Origin of the sequence: Nocardioides sp., assembly GCF_035576065.1 — a bacterium.
In the GTDB taxonomy this organism is placed as follows: domain Bacteria; phylum Actinomycetota; class Actinomycetes; order Propionibacteriales; family Nocardioidaceae; genus Nocardioides.
In genome coordinates this window covers 217,899-233,665 of sequence record NZ_DATLWX010000045.1, presented here as the reverse complement: position 1 = coordinate 233,665, position 15,767 = coordinate 217,899, and the positions used below count along the sequence as shown (strand labels likewise).

General features: G+C 66.5%; 11 protein-coding genes and 2 pseudogenes. 7 read left to right on the top strand and 6 right to left on the bottom strand.

Going from position 1 to position 15,767, the window contains the following annotated elements:
- A partial coding sequence (locus VNJ48_RS21440) for a LysR family transcriptional regulator (RefSeq protein WP_325605827.1) occupies positions 1 to 479 on the bottom strand: 479 nt, incomplete at its 3' end.
- Positions 480 to 938: 459 nt separating this feature from the next.
- Here VNJ48_RS21440 and VNJ48_RS21435 point away from each other — a divergent pair.
- Positions 939 to 1,079 carry a hypothetical protein gene (locus VNJ48_RS21435; RefSeq protein WP_325605826.1) on the top strand — a complete coding sequence of 47 codons (141 nt, stop codon included), beginning with the start codon at positions 939 to 941 and terminating at the stop codon, positions 1,077 to 1,079.
- Between the two features lie 81 nt (positions 1,080 to 1,160).
- Positions 1,161 to 1,925: a septum formation family protein gene (locus VNJ48_RS21430; protein WP_325605825.1), complete on the top strand. Its 765-nt coding sequence runs from the start codon at positions 1,161 to 1,163 to the stop codon at positions 1,923 to 1,925.
- On the opposite strand, the gene VNJ48_RS21425 is transcribed toward VNJ48_RS21430, so the two are convergent.
- Positions 1,904 to 2,128, bottom strand: a complete 225-nt coding sequence (locus VNJ48_RS21425; protein WP_325605824.1) for a TrmH family RNA methyltransferase — start codon at positions 2,126 to 2,128, stop codon at positions 1,904 to 1,906. The two genes, VNJ48_RS21430 and VNJ48_RS21425, sit on opposite strands and share 22 nt — an antisense overlap.
- A gap of 103 nt (positions 2,129 to 2,231) precedes the next feature.
- On the opposite strand from VNJ48_RS21425, the gene VNJ48_RS21420 reads away from it, so the two are divergent.
- The 3 genes from VNJ48_RS21420 to VNJ48_RS21410 all read left to right on the top strand — a co-directional run bounded on the left by VNJ48_RS21420 (position 2,232) and on the right by VNJ48_RS21410 (position 4,907).
- Complete coding sequence (locus VNJ48_RS21420; protein WP_325605823.1) at positions 2,232 to 3,140, top strand: hypothetical protein; 909 nt, start codon at positions 2,232 to 2,234, stop codon at positions 3,138 to 3,140.
- Positions 3,137 to 3,949, top strand: a complete 813-nt coding sequence (locus VNJ48_RS21415; RefSeq protein ID WP_325605822.1) for a hypothetical protein — start codon at positions 3,137 to 3,139, stop codon at positions 3,947 to 3,949. Before VNJ48_RS21420 ends, VNJ48_RS21415 begins: the two co-directional genes overlap by 4 nt.
- A gap of 271 nt (positions 3,950 to 4,220) precedes the next feature.
- Positions 4,221 to 4,907 carry a hypothetical protein gene (locus tag VNJ48_RS21410; protein ID WP_325605821.1) on the top strand — a complete coding sequence of 229 codons (687 nt, stop codon included), beginning with the start codon at positions 4,221 to 4,223 and terminating at the stop codon, positions 4,905 to 4,907.
- 485 nt (positions 4,908 to 5,392) lie between these two features.
- Here the strand turns inward: VNJ48_RS21410 and VNJ48_RS21405 are convergent, their stop codons facing one another.
- Entirely contained in the window at positions 5,393 to 5,584 is a 192-nt protein-coding gene (locus tag VNJ48_RS21405; protein WP_325605820.1) for a hypothetical protein, read from the bottom strand.
- 638 nt (positions 5,585 to 6,222) lie between these two features.
- On the opposite strand from VNJ48_RS21405, the pseudogene VNJ48_RS21400 reads away from it, so the two are divergent.
- Positions 6,223 to 6,497: pseudogene (locus VNJ48_RS21400) on the top strand (ISL3 family transposase); the annotation flags it as partial.
- A gap of 210 nt (positions 6,498 to 6,707) precedes the next feature.
- On the opposite strand, the gene VNJ48_RS21395 reads toward VNJ48_RS21400, so the two are convergent.
- Together VNJ48_RS21395 and VNJ48_RS21390 are read right to left on the bottom strand one after the other, a co-directional pair.
- The gene (locus VNJ48_RS21395) at positions 6,708 to 7,142 is read right to left on the bottom strand and encodes a hypothetical protein (protein ID WP_325605819.1); all 435 of its coding nucleotides are present in this window, start codon (positions 7,140 to 7,142) and stop codon (positions 6,708 to 6,710) included.
- A 22-nt stretch (positions 7,143 to 7,164) separates the two neighbouring features.
- Positions 7,165 to 14,418: a polymorphic toxin-type HINT domain-containing protein gene (locus tag VNJ48_RS21390; protein WP_325605818.1), complete on the bottom strand. Its 7,254-nt coding sequence runs from the start codon at positions 14,416 to 14,418 to the stop codon at positions 7,165 to 7,167.
- A 736-nt stretch (positions 14,419 to 15,154) separates the two neighbouring features.
- Here VNJ48_RS21390 and VNJ48_RS21385 point away from each other — a divergent pair.
- Positions 15,155 to 15,439 (top strand): annotated as a pseudogene (locus VNJ48_RS21385) (ISL3 family transposase); the annotation flags it as partial.
- A gap of 7 nt (positions 15,440 to 15,446) precedes the next feature.
- Here the strand turns inward: VNJ48_RS21385 and VNJ48_RS21380 are convergent.
- Entirely contained in the window at positions 15,447 to 15,767 is a 321-nt protein-coding gene (locus VNJ48_RS21380) for a hypothetical protein (RefSeq protein WP_325605817.1), read from the bottom strand.

Sequence of the window (15,767 nt, the reverse complement as noted above, 5' to 3'; positions counted from 1 at the left end):
TCCCACACCGGAACGACCTCTAGATCCTGCGCGATGACTTGCCCGCGGACGAAGGCCGCGTCCAGTCGACCGGACCGAACCTGGTCGATCCGGGCGCGGGTCGTCAGACCGTGGAGCTCAACGATGATGTCCGGTGCCGTCGTGGCGAGCACGTCGACGATGCGTGTCAAATGATCACCAAGCCCGCTTGACGTCCCGATGCGAAGGGTGCGGCTTCGACGATGCGTGTCCTGCACCCCTGACCGTGCACGGTCGACAGCAACGAGCACGGCCCGTGCGTCCTCGATGAAGCGCGCTCCAGACGCGGTCAGGGTCACCGCGCGCGACGTCCGGTCGAACAGTCGCACGCCGAGCTCGCGTTCGAGCCGCTGGACCTGTTGGCTGACTGCGGGCTGGCCGACCTGCAATGCCTCAGCCGCCTTGCGGAAGTTCAGCGTCTCGGACACCGCGATGACGAACTCGAGCTGACGCAACTCCACCCGCCGAAACTACCCCACAACCACCGAATGGCTGTCTGACCGATGTTGGCGAGATCTACACCTCGTTCGGCGCCAGGTACGCGCGACCCTCTGCCGAGCAAAACGAGTCCCACAGAATCCGCTCATACCGTCGCTGCGGATCGAGCCACTCCGGCACGGGCTCCGGATCGCCGCCTGGTCCAGAGTGCCGTCGTGCGGCGTTGGACGCCCCAATCTGGGCGGAAGGCAGCAGGGCCTGATCGCCCGGGTAGGAGCGTTCCGTACGAAGAACCCGTCTCGCGGTGACGTCTGCCCAGCTGGGGATCCAGCTGTCATCGTCACCGCAGGGGATCCCCTGCGGGACGATGTCAGCTGACTTCCCAACCTGTCCGAACGTCGCCACGGCGGGTTCGGCTTACGGGACATCCCCTTGTGCCGAGACCCGGATGATCATGGCGTCACCGTGCGACATGCTGAGGCATGCAGGAGCCAAGCACGATCGGACTTCGAGCCTCCGCCACCGCCACGCTCCACAATGAGTCCGGTGCGCCTCGCCAGCTCCCCCACCTCGACGGGCACGACGAGGTGAGGCGGGTCATTGTGATGGTGGTGGCGATCTGACCGTATCGAAGCCCAGCTGGCGCGATCGCGAACTCGCTGCGACGCATGACAAGCCGTTGCGGGGTCCTAGACTCCCGCGGTATGACCCGTCAGTTCGCGCTCGGCGCCGCCACGTCCCTCTTCGTCGCGACCCTGGTGGCGCCCGGGTCCTCGGCGGCGGCCGTCGCCGGCGCGTCCGCCGCGGACCCGGCGTACGGCGCCCCCACGGTGGGCGAGTGCTTCGACCCGAGCCGGGGCGAGCTCGATGCACACAGCCACGTCGAGTCGCCTGTCAGCTGTGCCAGCCCGAACACCTCGGAAGTCGTGGCGGTGGCGACGTTGCCCGAGAGCGTGGGGCACGACGCGAGGCCCGGCAAGCTCAAGCGCATCGCGCTCGAGGCCTGCCTTCCCGCCCTCGAGGAGCGGGTAGGCACCAGCGACGGGCAACTCGGGCACACCGCCTACCTGCTCGGCTACTTCTTCCCGACGGAGGAGCAGCGCGCCGCGGGGGCGCGATGGCTGAGGTGTGACGTGGTCCTCCAGGGCGGGAAGCGACTGCTCCCCCTCCCTGCCAGGCTGGAGGTCGGTGAATTCCCTTTCCCGCCCAGGGTGGCGAAGTGCCTGGCGGGTAAGCCCCTGCTGCCGACTGCGTGCTCGGAGCCGCACACCTACCGCGCCAGGAACGTGCTCGAGAGCGCCAGTGAGTCCGCGCCGTACCCGTCCCGCGTGCAGCGGAAGGAGGATGGCCGGGCGCTCTGCCGGTTCGTGCTGGACACACGGAGCCCGTTTCGGTTCACCTGGTCGGACCGGGCATCGTGGGCCACCGGCGACCGCGAGCTGACCTGCTACTCGCACACCCGTCGCTGACCTAACCCCGCTGGGATCGCGTTGATCGACCGGGTGGAGCCTAACTGGGCGATCGAGAAGGTGCCGTCGCACGCCTCTCCAGCCGTCTCCGACAGGCCGTGGCCCTCCTGGCCGAAGAGGAAGCAAACCCGCCGCGGCATCTCCATCGTCTTTTCGTACGTCGTCACACCAGTGCTGGCGGAAGCTGATCCGGGGCCGTTCATGGCTCAGGTGCGGGCCGCTATTGGTGCTGCGAACGTCGCTGCTGGTGGACGTGGTTCGATTGACCCGTTGTGGTGCACCGACGGCGATTTGATCGGGGCTGATGTGCACGCCGAGCTAGCCAAGGGCGATCTGAGGCCCACCGAGGTCGAACAGTGGTTCGCCGACTTCGAGGCGGCTCTGGGAGATCTCGACGTCATCGTTGCGGCTCCGGGTCCCGAGGCAGACCAGGTACCTGACCTCTACTCATGGCGAACACTGCCGCCGTCGGTGAGCGCATTCATGACGTTCACTGCTGACGTCAACGGACGGATGCGGACCAGACCCCATCGGACGGTGGACAACACCGCTGATGCCCTGAGCGCGTGGGCGCACCTGCCGGGTGCCATGACCGTCGTCCGGCGAGGCCTGGCATCGTTTGTCACCTCTCCCAGCGCCGCTGCGGACGAGCTGCGGACCAGTGCACCCCTCGATGAGCAGCACAGCCTGTGGCAAGTCACCGAGGAGCCGCGCCGCGCCCGCGTGGCGGACTTCGGTTACCAAGCCAAGGGCTCCCTCCAGGTCGTCGACGAGAATCGGTCCCCGGTCGACTGCCTTCAAGATCTGTTGCCTGGCCTGGAAATTCTTGCGCCCTACGTCGACTACGCCTGGGTTCGCCGTGCCATCACGGGCAGCCCCGACGAGCGCGACACCCGCCATTCCTTGGGACGCCCGACGACCGAAATGGAGGAACGCGCTGCTGGGAGCAAGGCGTTACACCTCCTACACGACTATGCAGTCGATGCCTACGTCGCGCAGGTGTTGACTTCGGCCCATCTCGCCCGGGTCGAAAGTCTTGATGACTACCTCGTCGAGGGGGTCGGGAACGACCGGCACCTCGTTGTCGCGCGCGACCCCGAGGCCTGGCTCAGCGGACTAGGGCCCGACCCCACTGCGCTGGCGCGAGCCCGACGGGGGTTCGGTGACGCCCTGCTCACCCCTGACGTCATCGCAGCGGACAAGGCGTCGCGGTGAGACCGGCAACCACGATTGTCGACGCAACGGAGACCGAGTTCCGTGACCCACTGCTGCCGAGCCTGATCTCCGAATTGGAGGCCCAGGGGTTCAAAGTGTTGGGCAGAGTTGCCACTAACGTGCCGGTCAGCCGCAACGACTACGTCTATGACCAGCCCGAGCGTCAACGGCTGGCCGTGTGGCGGGCCCGTCCTGCGTCAACGGTGCTCGCGGCTACGGATGGCACATCGTTCGCGAATGTCGACACCTTCGGAGACGCGCCCCTGGTGCGACTGCGGACCGAACTGAGCGACGGCCTCCTCATTGAGACCGTGGGCGTTGCTCTTGCAGGCGTACTGCGTCCCCGCCGGGGGATTGACCCGCTGGCCGGGTTCACCGTCGGCAACGCGCCCGGTAGGTCCGTGCGATTGAACGCAACGGCTGATCCGCAGGAGGTCCTCGCGTCACACGCTTTGCACCTCGATGAGGTCGTCGCCCGTCGGGACGCGAGCCCGATCCATCACGTCGATCGAGCCCAAGCGGTCCGCCAGTCGCAACTGGCTGCAGCACACACCGAAGCCTGTTCCCTCTGGCTCGACCGAAAACTCCGCCGGCGACTAACCAGTCTTTTCATCGTAGGCTTTGTGTTCGCCTTTTCGATCTCAACGGCTTTCGCATCATTGTGGCGCGTCCAGTCTCCAATCATTGGTGCCGCTTTGGCCGTGTCCGTGGTGTTGGCCCTCATCCCCGTGATGATGTCTGTAGTCCAGGCCCAGCGACGCCGCGTCCTCGCTTCCACCAGTGGCAGGCCCGCCTTCCCCCGCGGCTGACCAAGGAGGCCGGCGGTCTGGTCTTGTGCCGCGCTTGGTTGAGCTTGGAGCAGCACGTCACTGAAGAGCTGCGTGGTGACGGATGCAGGTGTACGGAAGCGGGGCGCCGTGTCGGAGACGTTGACGACGTCGGTCACGGTCAGCCAGCCAGCCGTGTCCTGCCCCATCCACGGCGACTGGACACTGTTCGAAGCCGACGACGCGCCACCAAGGGTCCGGAATCGGCTCCCGCTGGTTTACAGATAACCACCGGAAGGGGCAATATTCTGTTATGGCAACTAGGGGCGACTTCCTGACGACTCAAGAGGTATCGGACCTCCTGGGCGTCGAGGCGCGCCAGGTTCGCGTCCTCGCCGAGACGGGAGCCATCACCCGCATCGCCCGCGGGATCTTCGATCGCACATCGGTCGAGCGCTACCGCGTCGAGCGCGGCACGGGCCGGACCCGGACCTGGGCCGAGCGCACTGCCTGGGGAGCGATCGCCATGCTCTCGAATGCGGCACCGCTCGGACTCGGCGACGTCCAGAGATCCCGACTCCGCGCCACCCTGCGCGAGATCACCGACCCGACCGACCTGGCAATCCGGCTACGCGACCGCGCGACCGTCACCACATGGTTCGGCCATCGCTCAGTCATCGAGCACATCCGCGAGGAGCTCGTCGTCCCCGGCCGCCAGCGGCTCGGGCTCGTCGAGGACGCGGCCATCGTCGACGGCTACCTCCCGACAGATCGAATCGCGAACCTGGTACGCCGCTTCCGGCTAGTCGAGGACACCACCGGGCCCATCACCCTGCGCGACACCGGCATGGACATCGAGTTCGTCAAGTACTTGGCGGCGTTCAACAGGACGCTCGCGGCCGTCGACGCCGCCACCTCCCTCGACCCGCGCGAACGCGGTGTCGGAGAGCAGACCTTGGCCAGTCGACTGGAGCTGTTCGGTGAGAATGACCGACTCTGAGTACCCGGGCGCCGAGCGCCCCTGGCATGCGTGACTCTAAGTCAATCCGCGCGACTCCCCGGTCGACACGGCAGAGCCGCACCGGAGACTGCAACTGTCGATCCCGACGACCACCCTGCGCCGGCCCCTGAGGTGGTCCGCGATCGACCAAATAAGACTACCGAGCGTGCTCACAGGGTTCCTCACGACAGAGGACGAGCGATCGGGCTCAGTCTGCCGCAGGCGGTTCCGCGTCGTGGGAGGTCCAGCGAGCCGAGGCGCGGCGTCATGCAGGAGCGCGAGGTGAACGGGGCCCGAGCCCCGCCACGTGCCTCACTTCCCGCGCTTCGGCGTCTTCGAGAGCGCGCTCGCCGCGGCCGACTTCTCTGCCTTCGTCGACTTCGGGTTGCTCAGGACCTTCTACGCCGCGGTGGCGGCTTTCGCGCCGTTTGTCGCGTGTTCCGTGCCATGTGATCACCCCCTTCCCGGATGGCGTGCCGCGGCGGTCAGGCAGCCGGGATGATCACGAAGCCTCGACGCCTGGACTCCTGCAGGTTGTCGCGGAGCTCGCGCTCGATGATCTCCGCCAGGTGATCAGGGACCCGGCAGCCGCACATCGCGCCACCACCTCCGCCGTAGCCGGCGGCCTGGGACTCAATGCATCGAAGCTCGGGCGGTACGGCCCTCGTGATCGGCACACAGAGATCGTGGTTGCACGAGTGTCCGATGAGCTTCACCTTGCAGCGGTGGGGGTTCGACATAGTTCTCCTCTGGTTGGACCCCGGACTGGGGTCAGCGGCTCAGAGGCTCTACGCTGACGATTGCATGGACGGCGACGTAGTTGCCTCTGCGTTGGGACGAGCGTTGACGCGCTCGTCCCAACTTTCATTTCTCTTCAGTTGTCCCGGGCCACTTCGTGTCCCCGGGGTCTCAGTCTGGCACTCTCCACCGACGAGTGCCAGTAACGAATCCCGTCGTCGTAATTACAAATTTGGCCGATGCTCCGCCCGACAAGTGCAGGTCTGTGTCCACTGCCGTCTCTCCACTCCAACTCGTTCGTGCGCCCCAGGTTGACGTAATCCGACAAGTCAGACTTGTCGTAGGCAAAGTCAATGCTCGCTGCATCTCGACAGCAGATGCCGACGATTGCCGGATCTGCAGCTTGAGCACGCTCGGGTGACGCCCAATCCGCAGCCCGCCCTCCACGAATCTGCAGCGAGTCGAGCTCAGGAAGAACAAATCCGCTTCGCTTGTGTGTTCCTCACCTCCTGCGAGGGGTTCGGCAGTGAGTCAGCCGGCGTGACGTGCCATAGCCGCAAGGCCAATGCCAAGGGATAGGGGCCACGGGTTGATGGCCTCGCTGGCCGAACCGATCAACCACAGGGTCCCGCGCGCACTCATCTAGTCGTCATCCTGGGCCGGACCTCGAAGAAGCGCGCGGACGACATGTCGGCCTACTTCGACAGGCCGGGCACATTCAACACTTAGACGGAGGCGATCAACGGAGGGCTCGAGCCTCTCCGTGGTCCGCGCCAGTGTTCCGCAATCTGACTCACTGCATGGGCCGATCCGCTGCTCGAGTCCGGCGGGTTCAGACCACCTTCGCGATGACGATGTTCCGCCGCCAGTGGGTCGCTGACGTGATCGCGCAGAGTCGAGCCTCGCGCCTCCGGCCCCAAAAAGCTCGTCCTGGCCCACCATGGTTTAACAGTCGGCTCGCGACGCCCCGAACGTGGGCGGTCCGACCATCAGCGCGACGATGAAGGTGGCAAAGCTCCAGTGAGTCAAACCCCAAGAACCCGCCGCGCCGCCTACCTGGTCTTACGATCCGTCGCTTGCGTCTAGTTGGTCCACGATGTCGAGGTCACCTTCGCTACTGACGACGACAAGCCAGGCTCGACCCTCATCAAGGAAGTAGTGATGCTCGGGCACCTCAAGCAACGCCGTCACGATCGCACCCGCCTGCGCTCCCGCAAACCGGATTCCAAAGGGCGAGAGACTGTCGCCCACATGCTCGACGCTGGAACCTGCCTCCATCCGCCGAAGTATCTCTCGGGCTGCCTCGTCCGCGAACTCGACGCCATCGACGAAGTGACGGTGTGAGTGCTCGCCCCGCACTAAGGACCAGTCAACTTTCGAACCGCTGACCGGCAGCGTCCTTCCAAGCCAGCCGAATACGTCCTCCATCTCGATCCGCTCCAAGCCAGCAAGCGGCGCCGCTCCGTACACCTCGGTCTCCCAGAAGTCCCCAGACATCATCAGCACCCGTCTCCAGACATCATCTACACCCGAATAGTCCCTGAATCTTGGCAACGCTCTTCGACGCCGCACTGAAGGTGAAGTGCGGTCCCTTCTCCTTCCCGTTCCACACGTTGATGTGGGCACCACTGCGCTCGTCGAACTCCACCCGATATCCGATCTTGCCGTCGGCCGACTGCATACCGATCGGCTTACCCTGGGTATCTCCGAACCTGCCAAGAGTCGGCCGCTCGGCCCGGAAGCCGCGCTCCTCCAGCCACGACAGAGCGGATCGCATAGCTTGGTTGTAGTCGTTGTCGTTGTGGACGAGCACCGGCTCGGCACCCGCGAAGTAAGTGTGCAGGCCCTCGACGGTGAGGTTGTATGCGGTCAGATCCTGCTCGGTGACCAGGGTCGAGAGGACGCGGCTCCTACCACCGTCCGCCTGGACGAGGACGTCGCCGGGCTGCAGGTCGATGGCGTCAACCCACTGCCCGCGGGACTCAACCCAGAAGGGGTGGTGGTCGGTGGCGTCGATCGTGGTGCCGCTGGAGAGCCGAACGGCGACCATGGTGTGCAGGCCACCGTGGCGGATGAGATCCACAACCTTGCGCGGCCCGGTCTCTCCGGTCTCGGGGTCGGTCGCCATGACCTTGTCGCCGAGCCTCACGTCCTTGATCGGCTTCTTGGACCCATCGGCCATCAGCACGAGTGTCGTGCCAGTGAAAGAGTTGCCGGGCGCGCACCCCGCCGACCTTGACCCCGGCAAGGACGCACGTGCACCCGCAACTCCGTAGAGGGCGGTGAGTAGGCCCGTACCCCAGGCACGGTGTAACTCAGCGTCTTCACATGCCTCCGCGCAGTCAGAAAGGCCGACGGTGAGGATGCCTTCGTAGTCCTCTGGGTGTTTACGTGCGTAGTCGGAAGCCTCGGAGCACTGCCCCTGGCCCGCGCATATCGGCAGGCCCTCCCAGTACCACGGTTCACCCGAAACCACCACGTTCGCCACCTGGTTCAACTGCTCAGCACTGATCTTGTCTAACCAGTTCGACGCTGTGAGGCTCTCAACTATCGGGGCGTAAATCGTGCCGGAGGTCTGGGCCGACGAGTCAGCGGGCGCGGCGAGGTTCGAGGTGGGCGTTCCGTGTCCTGGGCTGGCTGGGTCCTGGTGGTGACAGCCCGCGTCCATCGGGTCGTTCGGGGTCCTACACGGTGCTAGCCCGGTGGGGTCAGCCAGGGTGATGGGGTTGTTGCGGGAGTAGGAGTAGGGGTTGAGCGTTTGCGGGTCGTATGGCGCGAGTAGCGGGTCGGGGGTGGTGAGGATGTTGATGGTGGGGGTGTAGTTGCGGTGGTCGAGGCGGATGTCACCGGAGGGGTCGTGGGTTTTGTTGAGGTACCCGCGTCCGCCGGGGGCGAGGTTGACGTTCCCGGTGGGTGCGCCGTTGGGGAGGTAGTTGGTGCGCTTGGTCGCCTCGATGCTGTGGGTGAGGCGGATGTTGTTCTGTTGGTCGGCTAGCAGCCAGGTCCACCCGACGCCGGTGCCCTTGTTCTCTTCGGTGGCAACGGGTCTACCGCCGGGCGTGGTGTAGGTCCGCAGCACGGTGCGTGCCGGGTGCTTCCCTCCGGTGAGGGTGATCTCGGTGTCGCCGAGGTAGAACGTGCTGGTCGTGGTGGCGTTCTTGTTCTTGTGGGTGGTGGTGCGACGCAGCACCCGCATACCGTCCGCGTCGTAGAGGGCGTCGGTGACCTCGCGGGTGTCCGATTCGAGTGTCCTTCCGGTGGTCTGGCTGGCGAGGTTCCCTTGGGTGTCGTAGCTGTACCAGGTGCCCACGGGATTGCTGGTTTGGTTGGCGTCGGTCTTGGTGAGGTTGGTGATCCGACCAGCGGTGTCGTAGGCCATGGCGATGGTGCCGTCGCCCGAGAGCGGCATCACCTTCTTGGAATCGTTTCCGGTCTGGCTGATGGCGGTGACACCGTGAACGGGTTGCCCCTTCGACGGGTCTCCGGCATCGGGGTAGGCGTACGACGCGGTGGCCCCGCTATCGACGTCGGTGTAGGTGGCCAGGCCGTCGCGGGTGTAGGAGTAGGCCAGGTTGTGCTTGTTGCCCACCATCGAGGTCGATCCTGCGTTGGTGTCGCACGTCGTCGCGGATGACAGTTCGCCGGTCTTGGCGGTTGCGAGGCGGTTGAGGCCGTCGTAGGTGTAGCACCATGCGCCGGTCACGGTCGTGGCCGCGGTGGTGGCGGTCGCGGGTTCGTAGGCTCGGCCGTCGATGGCGAGAATGTTGCCACCGGCGTCGTAGGCGTATCCCAGGCTCAGCCAGGTCTGACTGCTCGTCCCGGTGCCCGTTGTCGCTGCGAGGGTGTCGAGGTAGCCGGTGGCGTCTTGCCAGGTGTAGGCGCGTTGGAGCTCGTGTTGCCCGGTCGGCGTCGCAGTGGAGGAGTCGAGTCCGATCGGTTGGTTGCGCCAGTTGTAGTCGGCCTTGGCGATGACGGTGTTCCCGCCGTCGGTGGTGTCCTTGGACCACAGGCCGCCGGTGGTGTACTTGCTGGTGATGTCACGTGCGGGGAGCCCGAGGTTGCCCGCGTTGTAGATCGCCGAGTAGGACGTCTTCGTCACCTGGGAGGCGTCGTTGTAGTCGTAGGAGACCTTCGCCGATGCCGTTTGGCCAGGCGTGGCGCCGGTCGTGGCCCACGGTGCCGGCCAGGTGGCGGTGCTGCCCTTAAGGTCCCCGTCGCCCTCATAGCCGGCGGCCGTGGTGACGAGGGCGCCCTCGGCGGTGTGGGACGTGGTGGTGACGGGTCGACCGACGAGGTTGGTCGACGCACCAACCGTGGCACCGGCCGGAGCCGTGTCGTAGGTCCAAGACGCTCTCACCTTGCCGTCCTTGTCGAGCCGGGTCAGCGGCCGGTTGAGGACGTCGTACTCGGTGGCGGTGGTGACGCCGGCACTTTGGGTCTTGGTGAGGTTGCCCGAGGGGTCGTAGTCGTAGGTGCTGGTGCCGGTGTCGGGGTCGGTGGCGCTCTGGCGTTGTCCGAGCCAGTCGTAGGTGTTGGACCAGGTCGACTCCGCGGCTCCGGCCTGGTGGGCGGCCTTGATGGTCGCCAGCGCCCCGGATGGTGTGTACGTGTAGGCCGCAGCACTCAGGATCGTGCTGGTGGCGGAGCTGGCGTGCTGGTTGACGCCGAGGGTTCGCCCGAGGGCGTCGATGGTGGTGACGGTGTCCCCGCCCACGGGCGGGTTGGTCACGGTGCTGTTCCCGCGGTGGGTCCAGCGGGTGGTGGCGATCGCCTCGCCGTCGTACATGTCGCTGGCGGACAAGGCGCGTCCGGCCGCGTCGTAGCTGGCGCGGGTGTATCGCGGCGCGTTCTCATCGAGGACAATGTTGACGGCCTCGAGCTTGGCGGTCAGGGCGGAGGGGACGGTGAACCGGGTCTGGCCTTGTTCGTCGTAGCCGGTGATCGCGGCGACCCACCGGTCCGTCTCACGGTCAGAACCGGTTGAGGGGGTGAGGGTGGTGATGGTGCGTCCCCACCCGTCGGTGAAGGCGAAAGCAGCGTCGGTGACTTCCCCGCTGCGTTGCAGGGTGGTCTTCACCCTGGAGGGTTCCTTGGCGTTGACGTTGTAGGCGAACTCAGCGGTTGGTGTCTCCCCGGCGGTGTTGCCGGGTTTGCGGACCGTGACCAGACGACCGAGGGCGTCGTAGGCCATCCGGGTCGATGCGTTGTTGGCGTCGGTCGTTTCCACGGGTTGGCCGCGCCACACGTCCAGGTTGGTGGTCGTGAGGTGACCCTTGGCGTTCTCGGCGATCACCTGGGTGGTGAGTCCGTTGTCGGGGACGTAGTCCACCTGGGACACCGCACCGCGCGGGTCGGTGCTGCTGGTGAGACGGCCCCACGAGTCGTAGGTCATCGACGTCGAGACCGTGCCATTGACCGGGTCTCCGTCGGGCCCGGTGTAGGCGACGACCTTGGTCGGCAGACCGGCCACGATTCCGGCGCCGGACTGGTTGTCGTAGTAGGTGATCGACCGTGCTTGGGCGGTGCTGGCACCGCCACACGCACCGAAGTCACCTGCGACGTCCTCGGTGGCCGCCCTGGTGACTTGGTCGTGCGGGGCCCGGATCCACTCATCCCCGGCTGCAGCGGCCCAGGTGGTGGTCGCGCACGTCGTCGCCTTCGATTCGGTCGCGCGGGTTTGCACCTGGGTGACTGCGCCGGCCCTCACGCCGCGGTGGGTCGCGCCACCGTCGTCGACGGCCGTGGTCACCTTGGTCACCAGCTGACTGGTGCCCCCGTTGCGCGGGTAGGTGATGCTCGTCGAGGAGTCGGCCCAGATCAGGCGTGCCTTGGCCTGCTTGTCGTCGGCCGGGTCGACGGTCGTCAGCCAGTCATAGGTCGTGTAGTTGCGGCTGATCCGGTCGGGATCGGGTTGTCCGTCCACCGGTTGATAGGTGACGGTCTCTGCGGTGCGGCCCTGCAACCAGCCGTGGTCGGTGGGGTTGTCGGCCACGGCGAGGGCTGTTTGGGTCTGCTGGCCGCCGGGCTTTGCGAGGTTGCCGGACAGGCCCCGGAACCGGATCACCCGCTGGAGCGAGACGTCACCGGGCTGGATGGTCTCGTGGTCCCCGGTCCGTCGGGTGTGGAGCCAGGTGCGTTCGTAGCCGCGCCAGTCGGTCCAGGACTCGTCCCTCGTGGCCCGCAGCGGGGAGTTCTCGAACCGCCACCCCGGCGCACCGGCGTACTCGTAGTCGTAGACACGCAGACCACCCAGCACGGACGCACCGCCGCCCACGACCTGGTCCTCGCCACCGAGGCGGTATCCCACCGCGTCATCGCCCAACGCGACCCGGGTCACGACGTACTTGTGGAACCACGTCCACGGCGGATCCTCATCCGGCCCCAGGTCCGCACCGGGTGGCGCCCACCGTTGGGCGAAGCACTCCCGGTCGGAGTCCCACCGGTCCCGGCCGGCGACGTAGTCGGCGTCACAGGCGCGACCATCCGCGTGGCCGTACCTCACCTGGACGCGTCCGCCGGTCTCGTTGCGCAGCGAGTCGATGCGGAACTTCGCCAGCCGGCGCGCACCCGACGGGGCAACCACCTTGTTGCGCAGCACGACACCGTCGAACCGAACGGCCGGCAGCTGAATCTCGGCGATGTTGCCACCCAGGCCGGTACGGCGGATCGCGTTCAACCACAGATCCGGCTCATCCGGGCCGTCGGTCGAGGGAGTCTTGTCGGGGTCGGGCATCGTGAAGGACAGGTCGTACTGGTCGACACTGTGCCGCTGACCCTCATCGCCGAGGGTCTGGGTGACGACCCGGGCATAGCGGTGGATGCTGAAGAACGACGGCGAAGAGCTGTTGCACGTCCCGTGGCGGTCACAGATCAGGTCCGTGGGTACGTCCGGCCACAGCTCCGGTGCCTGGCGGGGGGTGTTGCCGTTGGCCAGACAGTCGCCGACCCCGTCCAGCTCCACGTTGCAGCGCGGCCCGGAGTACACCGTCAACCGTGCGTGGGCGTCCCCGCGGTCCTGGTTCTCCTTCAACCCGTAGAAGATCTCGTCCAGGTAGCCGGCGCGGTCGTAGCGCACCGGGTTGTTCTCGTCGTCCCACAGGGCGTAGAAGTTGTCCTCGGTCTTGTACGTGTACACGACCTTGTGACCGAGCGAGTCCACTGACTTGTCCAGGTTCCACCGCCACGCCTGCTGGCACCACGACTCCGCCGCGGCCGCCTTGTGGCACGGCTCGCCGACGTCGTTGCCGAAGACCGGCACCGTCCACACCGAGTTGGTGCCGTTACCCGATCCGAAGAAGTAGCTGGTGCCGTCCGGGGACTCCACGACGAAGCCCTCGTCGTTGTTGTCGTCGTTGTCCATCCCGGTGCCATCGCCGGCCAGGAGCCTGATCCGCCAGCCCGGGTCCTGGGCCAACCGGAACTGGTTGGAGGTCCCGATGCGAATCATCCGCGAGGACTGGCCCGCCAACACGATCCGGTAGTCCTCCACCAGCTGCGGCACCCCGCCGGAGATCACACCGGTGCGCGACTTCCAGCACCAGTCGCCCTTGTTGTCGTGCCCGTCGTCCTTGCACGACGCGAACGAGCGGGTGATGTAGCCCGTCGACATGTCCCAACCCAGCCCAGCCTGCGACGCCTGACCGTTCTCGGCCGACGTCATCCCGTCCACCGAGCCCGACGAATACGACAACCCCAACGACGGCGCCGCCACACCCATCACCGAAGGCAGGTCGAACGGGTAGGCGTACGAGAACTCACCCGAACCCGTGCCCACCTGCCACGACGACGACGCAGGCACCGGCGTCGCCGCATAGTTGCCCGCCTCAGCAGTCACCGCGAACACAGCCGCGCCGCCAGCAAACGCGGCCGAAGCCCGCTCGCCCGTTGCCAGCGCAGCCAGCTCAACGTCCGTCGTCGAGAACTTCACCACCTCACCGGCCTCGTCATTGACCGACTCAACCGCGACACCCTGCGCACACTCGGCGAGCTCCGGGGTCTCCGCATAGCAAGCGGGGTACGCCGACACACTCAACCGGTCCGACCAGCCACCACCGAACGCCTGAGCAAAGTCCGAGTAGTCCACCCGCACCTCGACCTCAGGCACCGCGGACTGCTCCGGTTCCGGCACAGCGTCGGTCACCGTCGCAGGCGTCTCGGTGGGCGTCGCCGAGGGTGTCTCAGTCGGGGTCGTCCCAGCCGGCGTCTCCGTCTCGGGGGTCTCCGTCTCGGGGGTCTCCGAAACTGCGGGGATTTCCGTCGCGGCAGTCTCGGTTGGGGTGGCCGCGCCGGGAGCTTCGGTAGCAGCAGTCGCAGGCGACTCCGCCTCCTCGGGGGCGGTGGTCTCGGACGCCGAAGGAGTCTCCGCGGGACTCGAGGGGTCCGAGGGAGGAGCAACATCGGTCGGGGACTGCGTCGGCTCCACCGGGGCCGGGGTCTCGGTCGTGGTCGCTTCGGTGGGGGCAGGCGTGAGCGCCACCAGCACAGAGTCAGGAGCGTCCCCAACAGCTGTCTCATTGCTCTCGGGAGCCGAGACGGACACCTCGACCTCGTCCACGGGGGCCGACGAATCGGCATCCGCGTCCTCGCGCACCGAGACCGGGATACCCGGTACCGACGACCACGATCCGTCGACGTCCACCGAGCCGACCCCGACCGGGAGCTCCTCCCCGGCGGGCAACCCGTCGATTCGATCCGCCGCATCCACCGGCTCGGGCAAACCACCCAACGGCCCAGCCGTGTTCACCAGGGCCTGCTCGTCATCAACGTTCGACACAGGTCGTGAGAAGGCAGCCTCCGCCCCCAACGGAACTGACCCCTGGCCCAACGTCACAACCAGTGACAGCACAACAAGCGAGCAGAAGCGACGCAGCACGAGAATCCCCCAGAGTCGTCGGCCCAGGAGGCCGACTGAAAAAGTCCGAAACAGAGTTCGCGACTCACCAGACGCTGAGGACAAGACCAGGGAAGGGCATGCGAGAACGCTCCCCCGTTTCAGCGCCGCGCAAGCAGCACCCGGAGAGTAGGGGCAATCCGTCGCTACCGCGCAATATTCTCAAAACTGCTCGGAGGTGGCCTAGACCTGCCGTCTCCGCAGGACAGCTAGGGTCCGTGCTTCTTCCAGGCCAGCAACCACGAACACTTAGAGGCGATTCAATCGTCGACACCGAAGTCATCGTGGGCTCACCGACCATGCATCTTGGCCAACCAGCTGCGAAGCGTCTCTCGCTCTGGCGACGGGGTAGGTGCACCCGGCGGAAGGAAGAGGTTGCCGTTCAGCGGAGGCTTTGGCGGTGACGGTATTGGCGGGCCCGGCAAGCCCGGCGCGAGGTCAGCCGGCGCCGCACAACACGGCGGTCCATCAAGGTCTCGCTGCTCGTCATGAGTCGTTTCCGTGCTCAGTCCGCGGCCGAGCATCTGCGTCCTCGCTGTTGCGTCGCCGCGGGACCAGCTCGTCGCGCTGGCGCGGTTGTTCCTCTGGGGTTCTGTCGGCCTGGCGACGCGCTCGACGGTGCCGACATCGGGTCCAGCAGGCCATCCACGGCCACCGGAGCCACCTGGGCCACAAGGGCGACCCGCTCTACTCCGCCAGGCGAGCGTTGCACACCGACGCCGGACTGGTCACCGACAACCAGGCCGCCAGACTCGCCGCCCTGTTCGACGACGATGAGCACGTTGAGGGCGAGGCGACTTGGGGGATCTTCCATCGCATGGTCGGCGCCTACGGTCACGAAGACAGGCGACAGGGCCGCGAGCTGATGGCCACTCTGATCGACTCGATCAGCCCGCGGCGTCCCCGGCGGTTCAGTTTGGTGCTTCCGACGCGCTTTCTACCATCTCTGCACGTTCGGCCGGGGTTAGAGAGTCCAGGTAGCGGCGGTAATCGCTGACGCCTTCTGCGATGACCTCGGAGAAGTCGGGGTCGTCGGCAAGGTCTCGGATCGAGCGCCGGCCCTCGAGTACCTCGTTCGCGATAGACGCGACGCCTGTTCCGGGATGGTCTTCGGCGATGCGGGTGAGGTTCGCGCGCAGGCGTGCCGCAGCGGGCGGGTCGCCGGTGAAGACCTCGAACGGGTCGATGTCGTGTCCCACGCCCTGACCGAAGTCCTGCTCGTCATCGAGCAC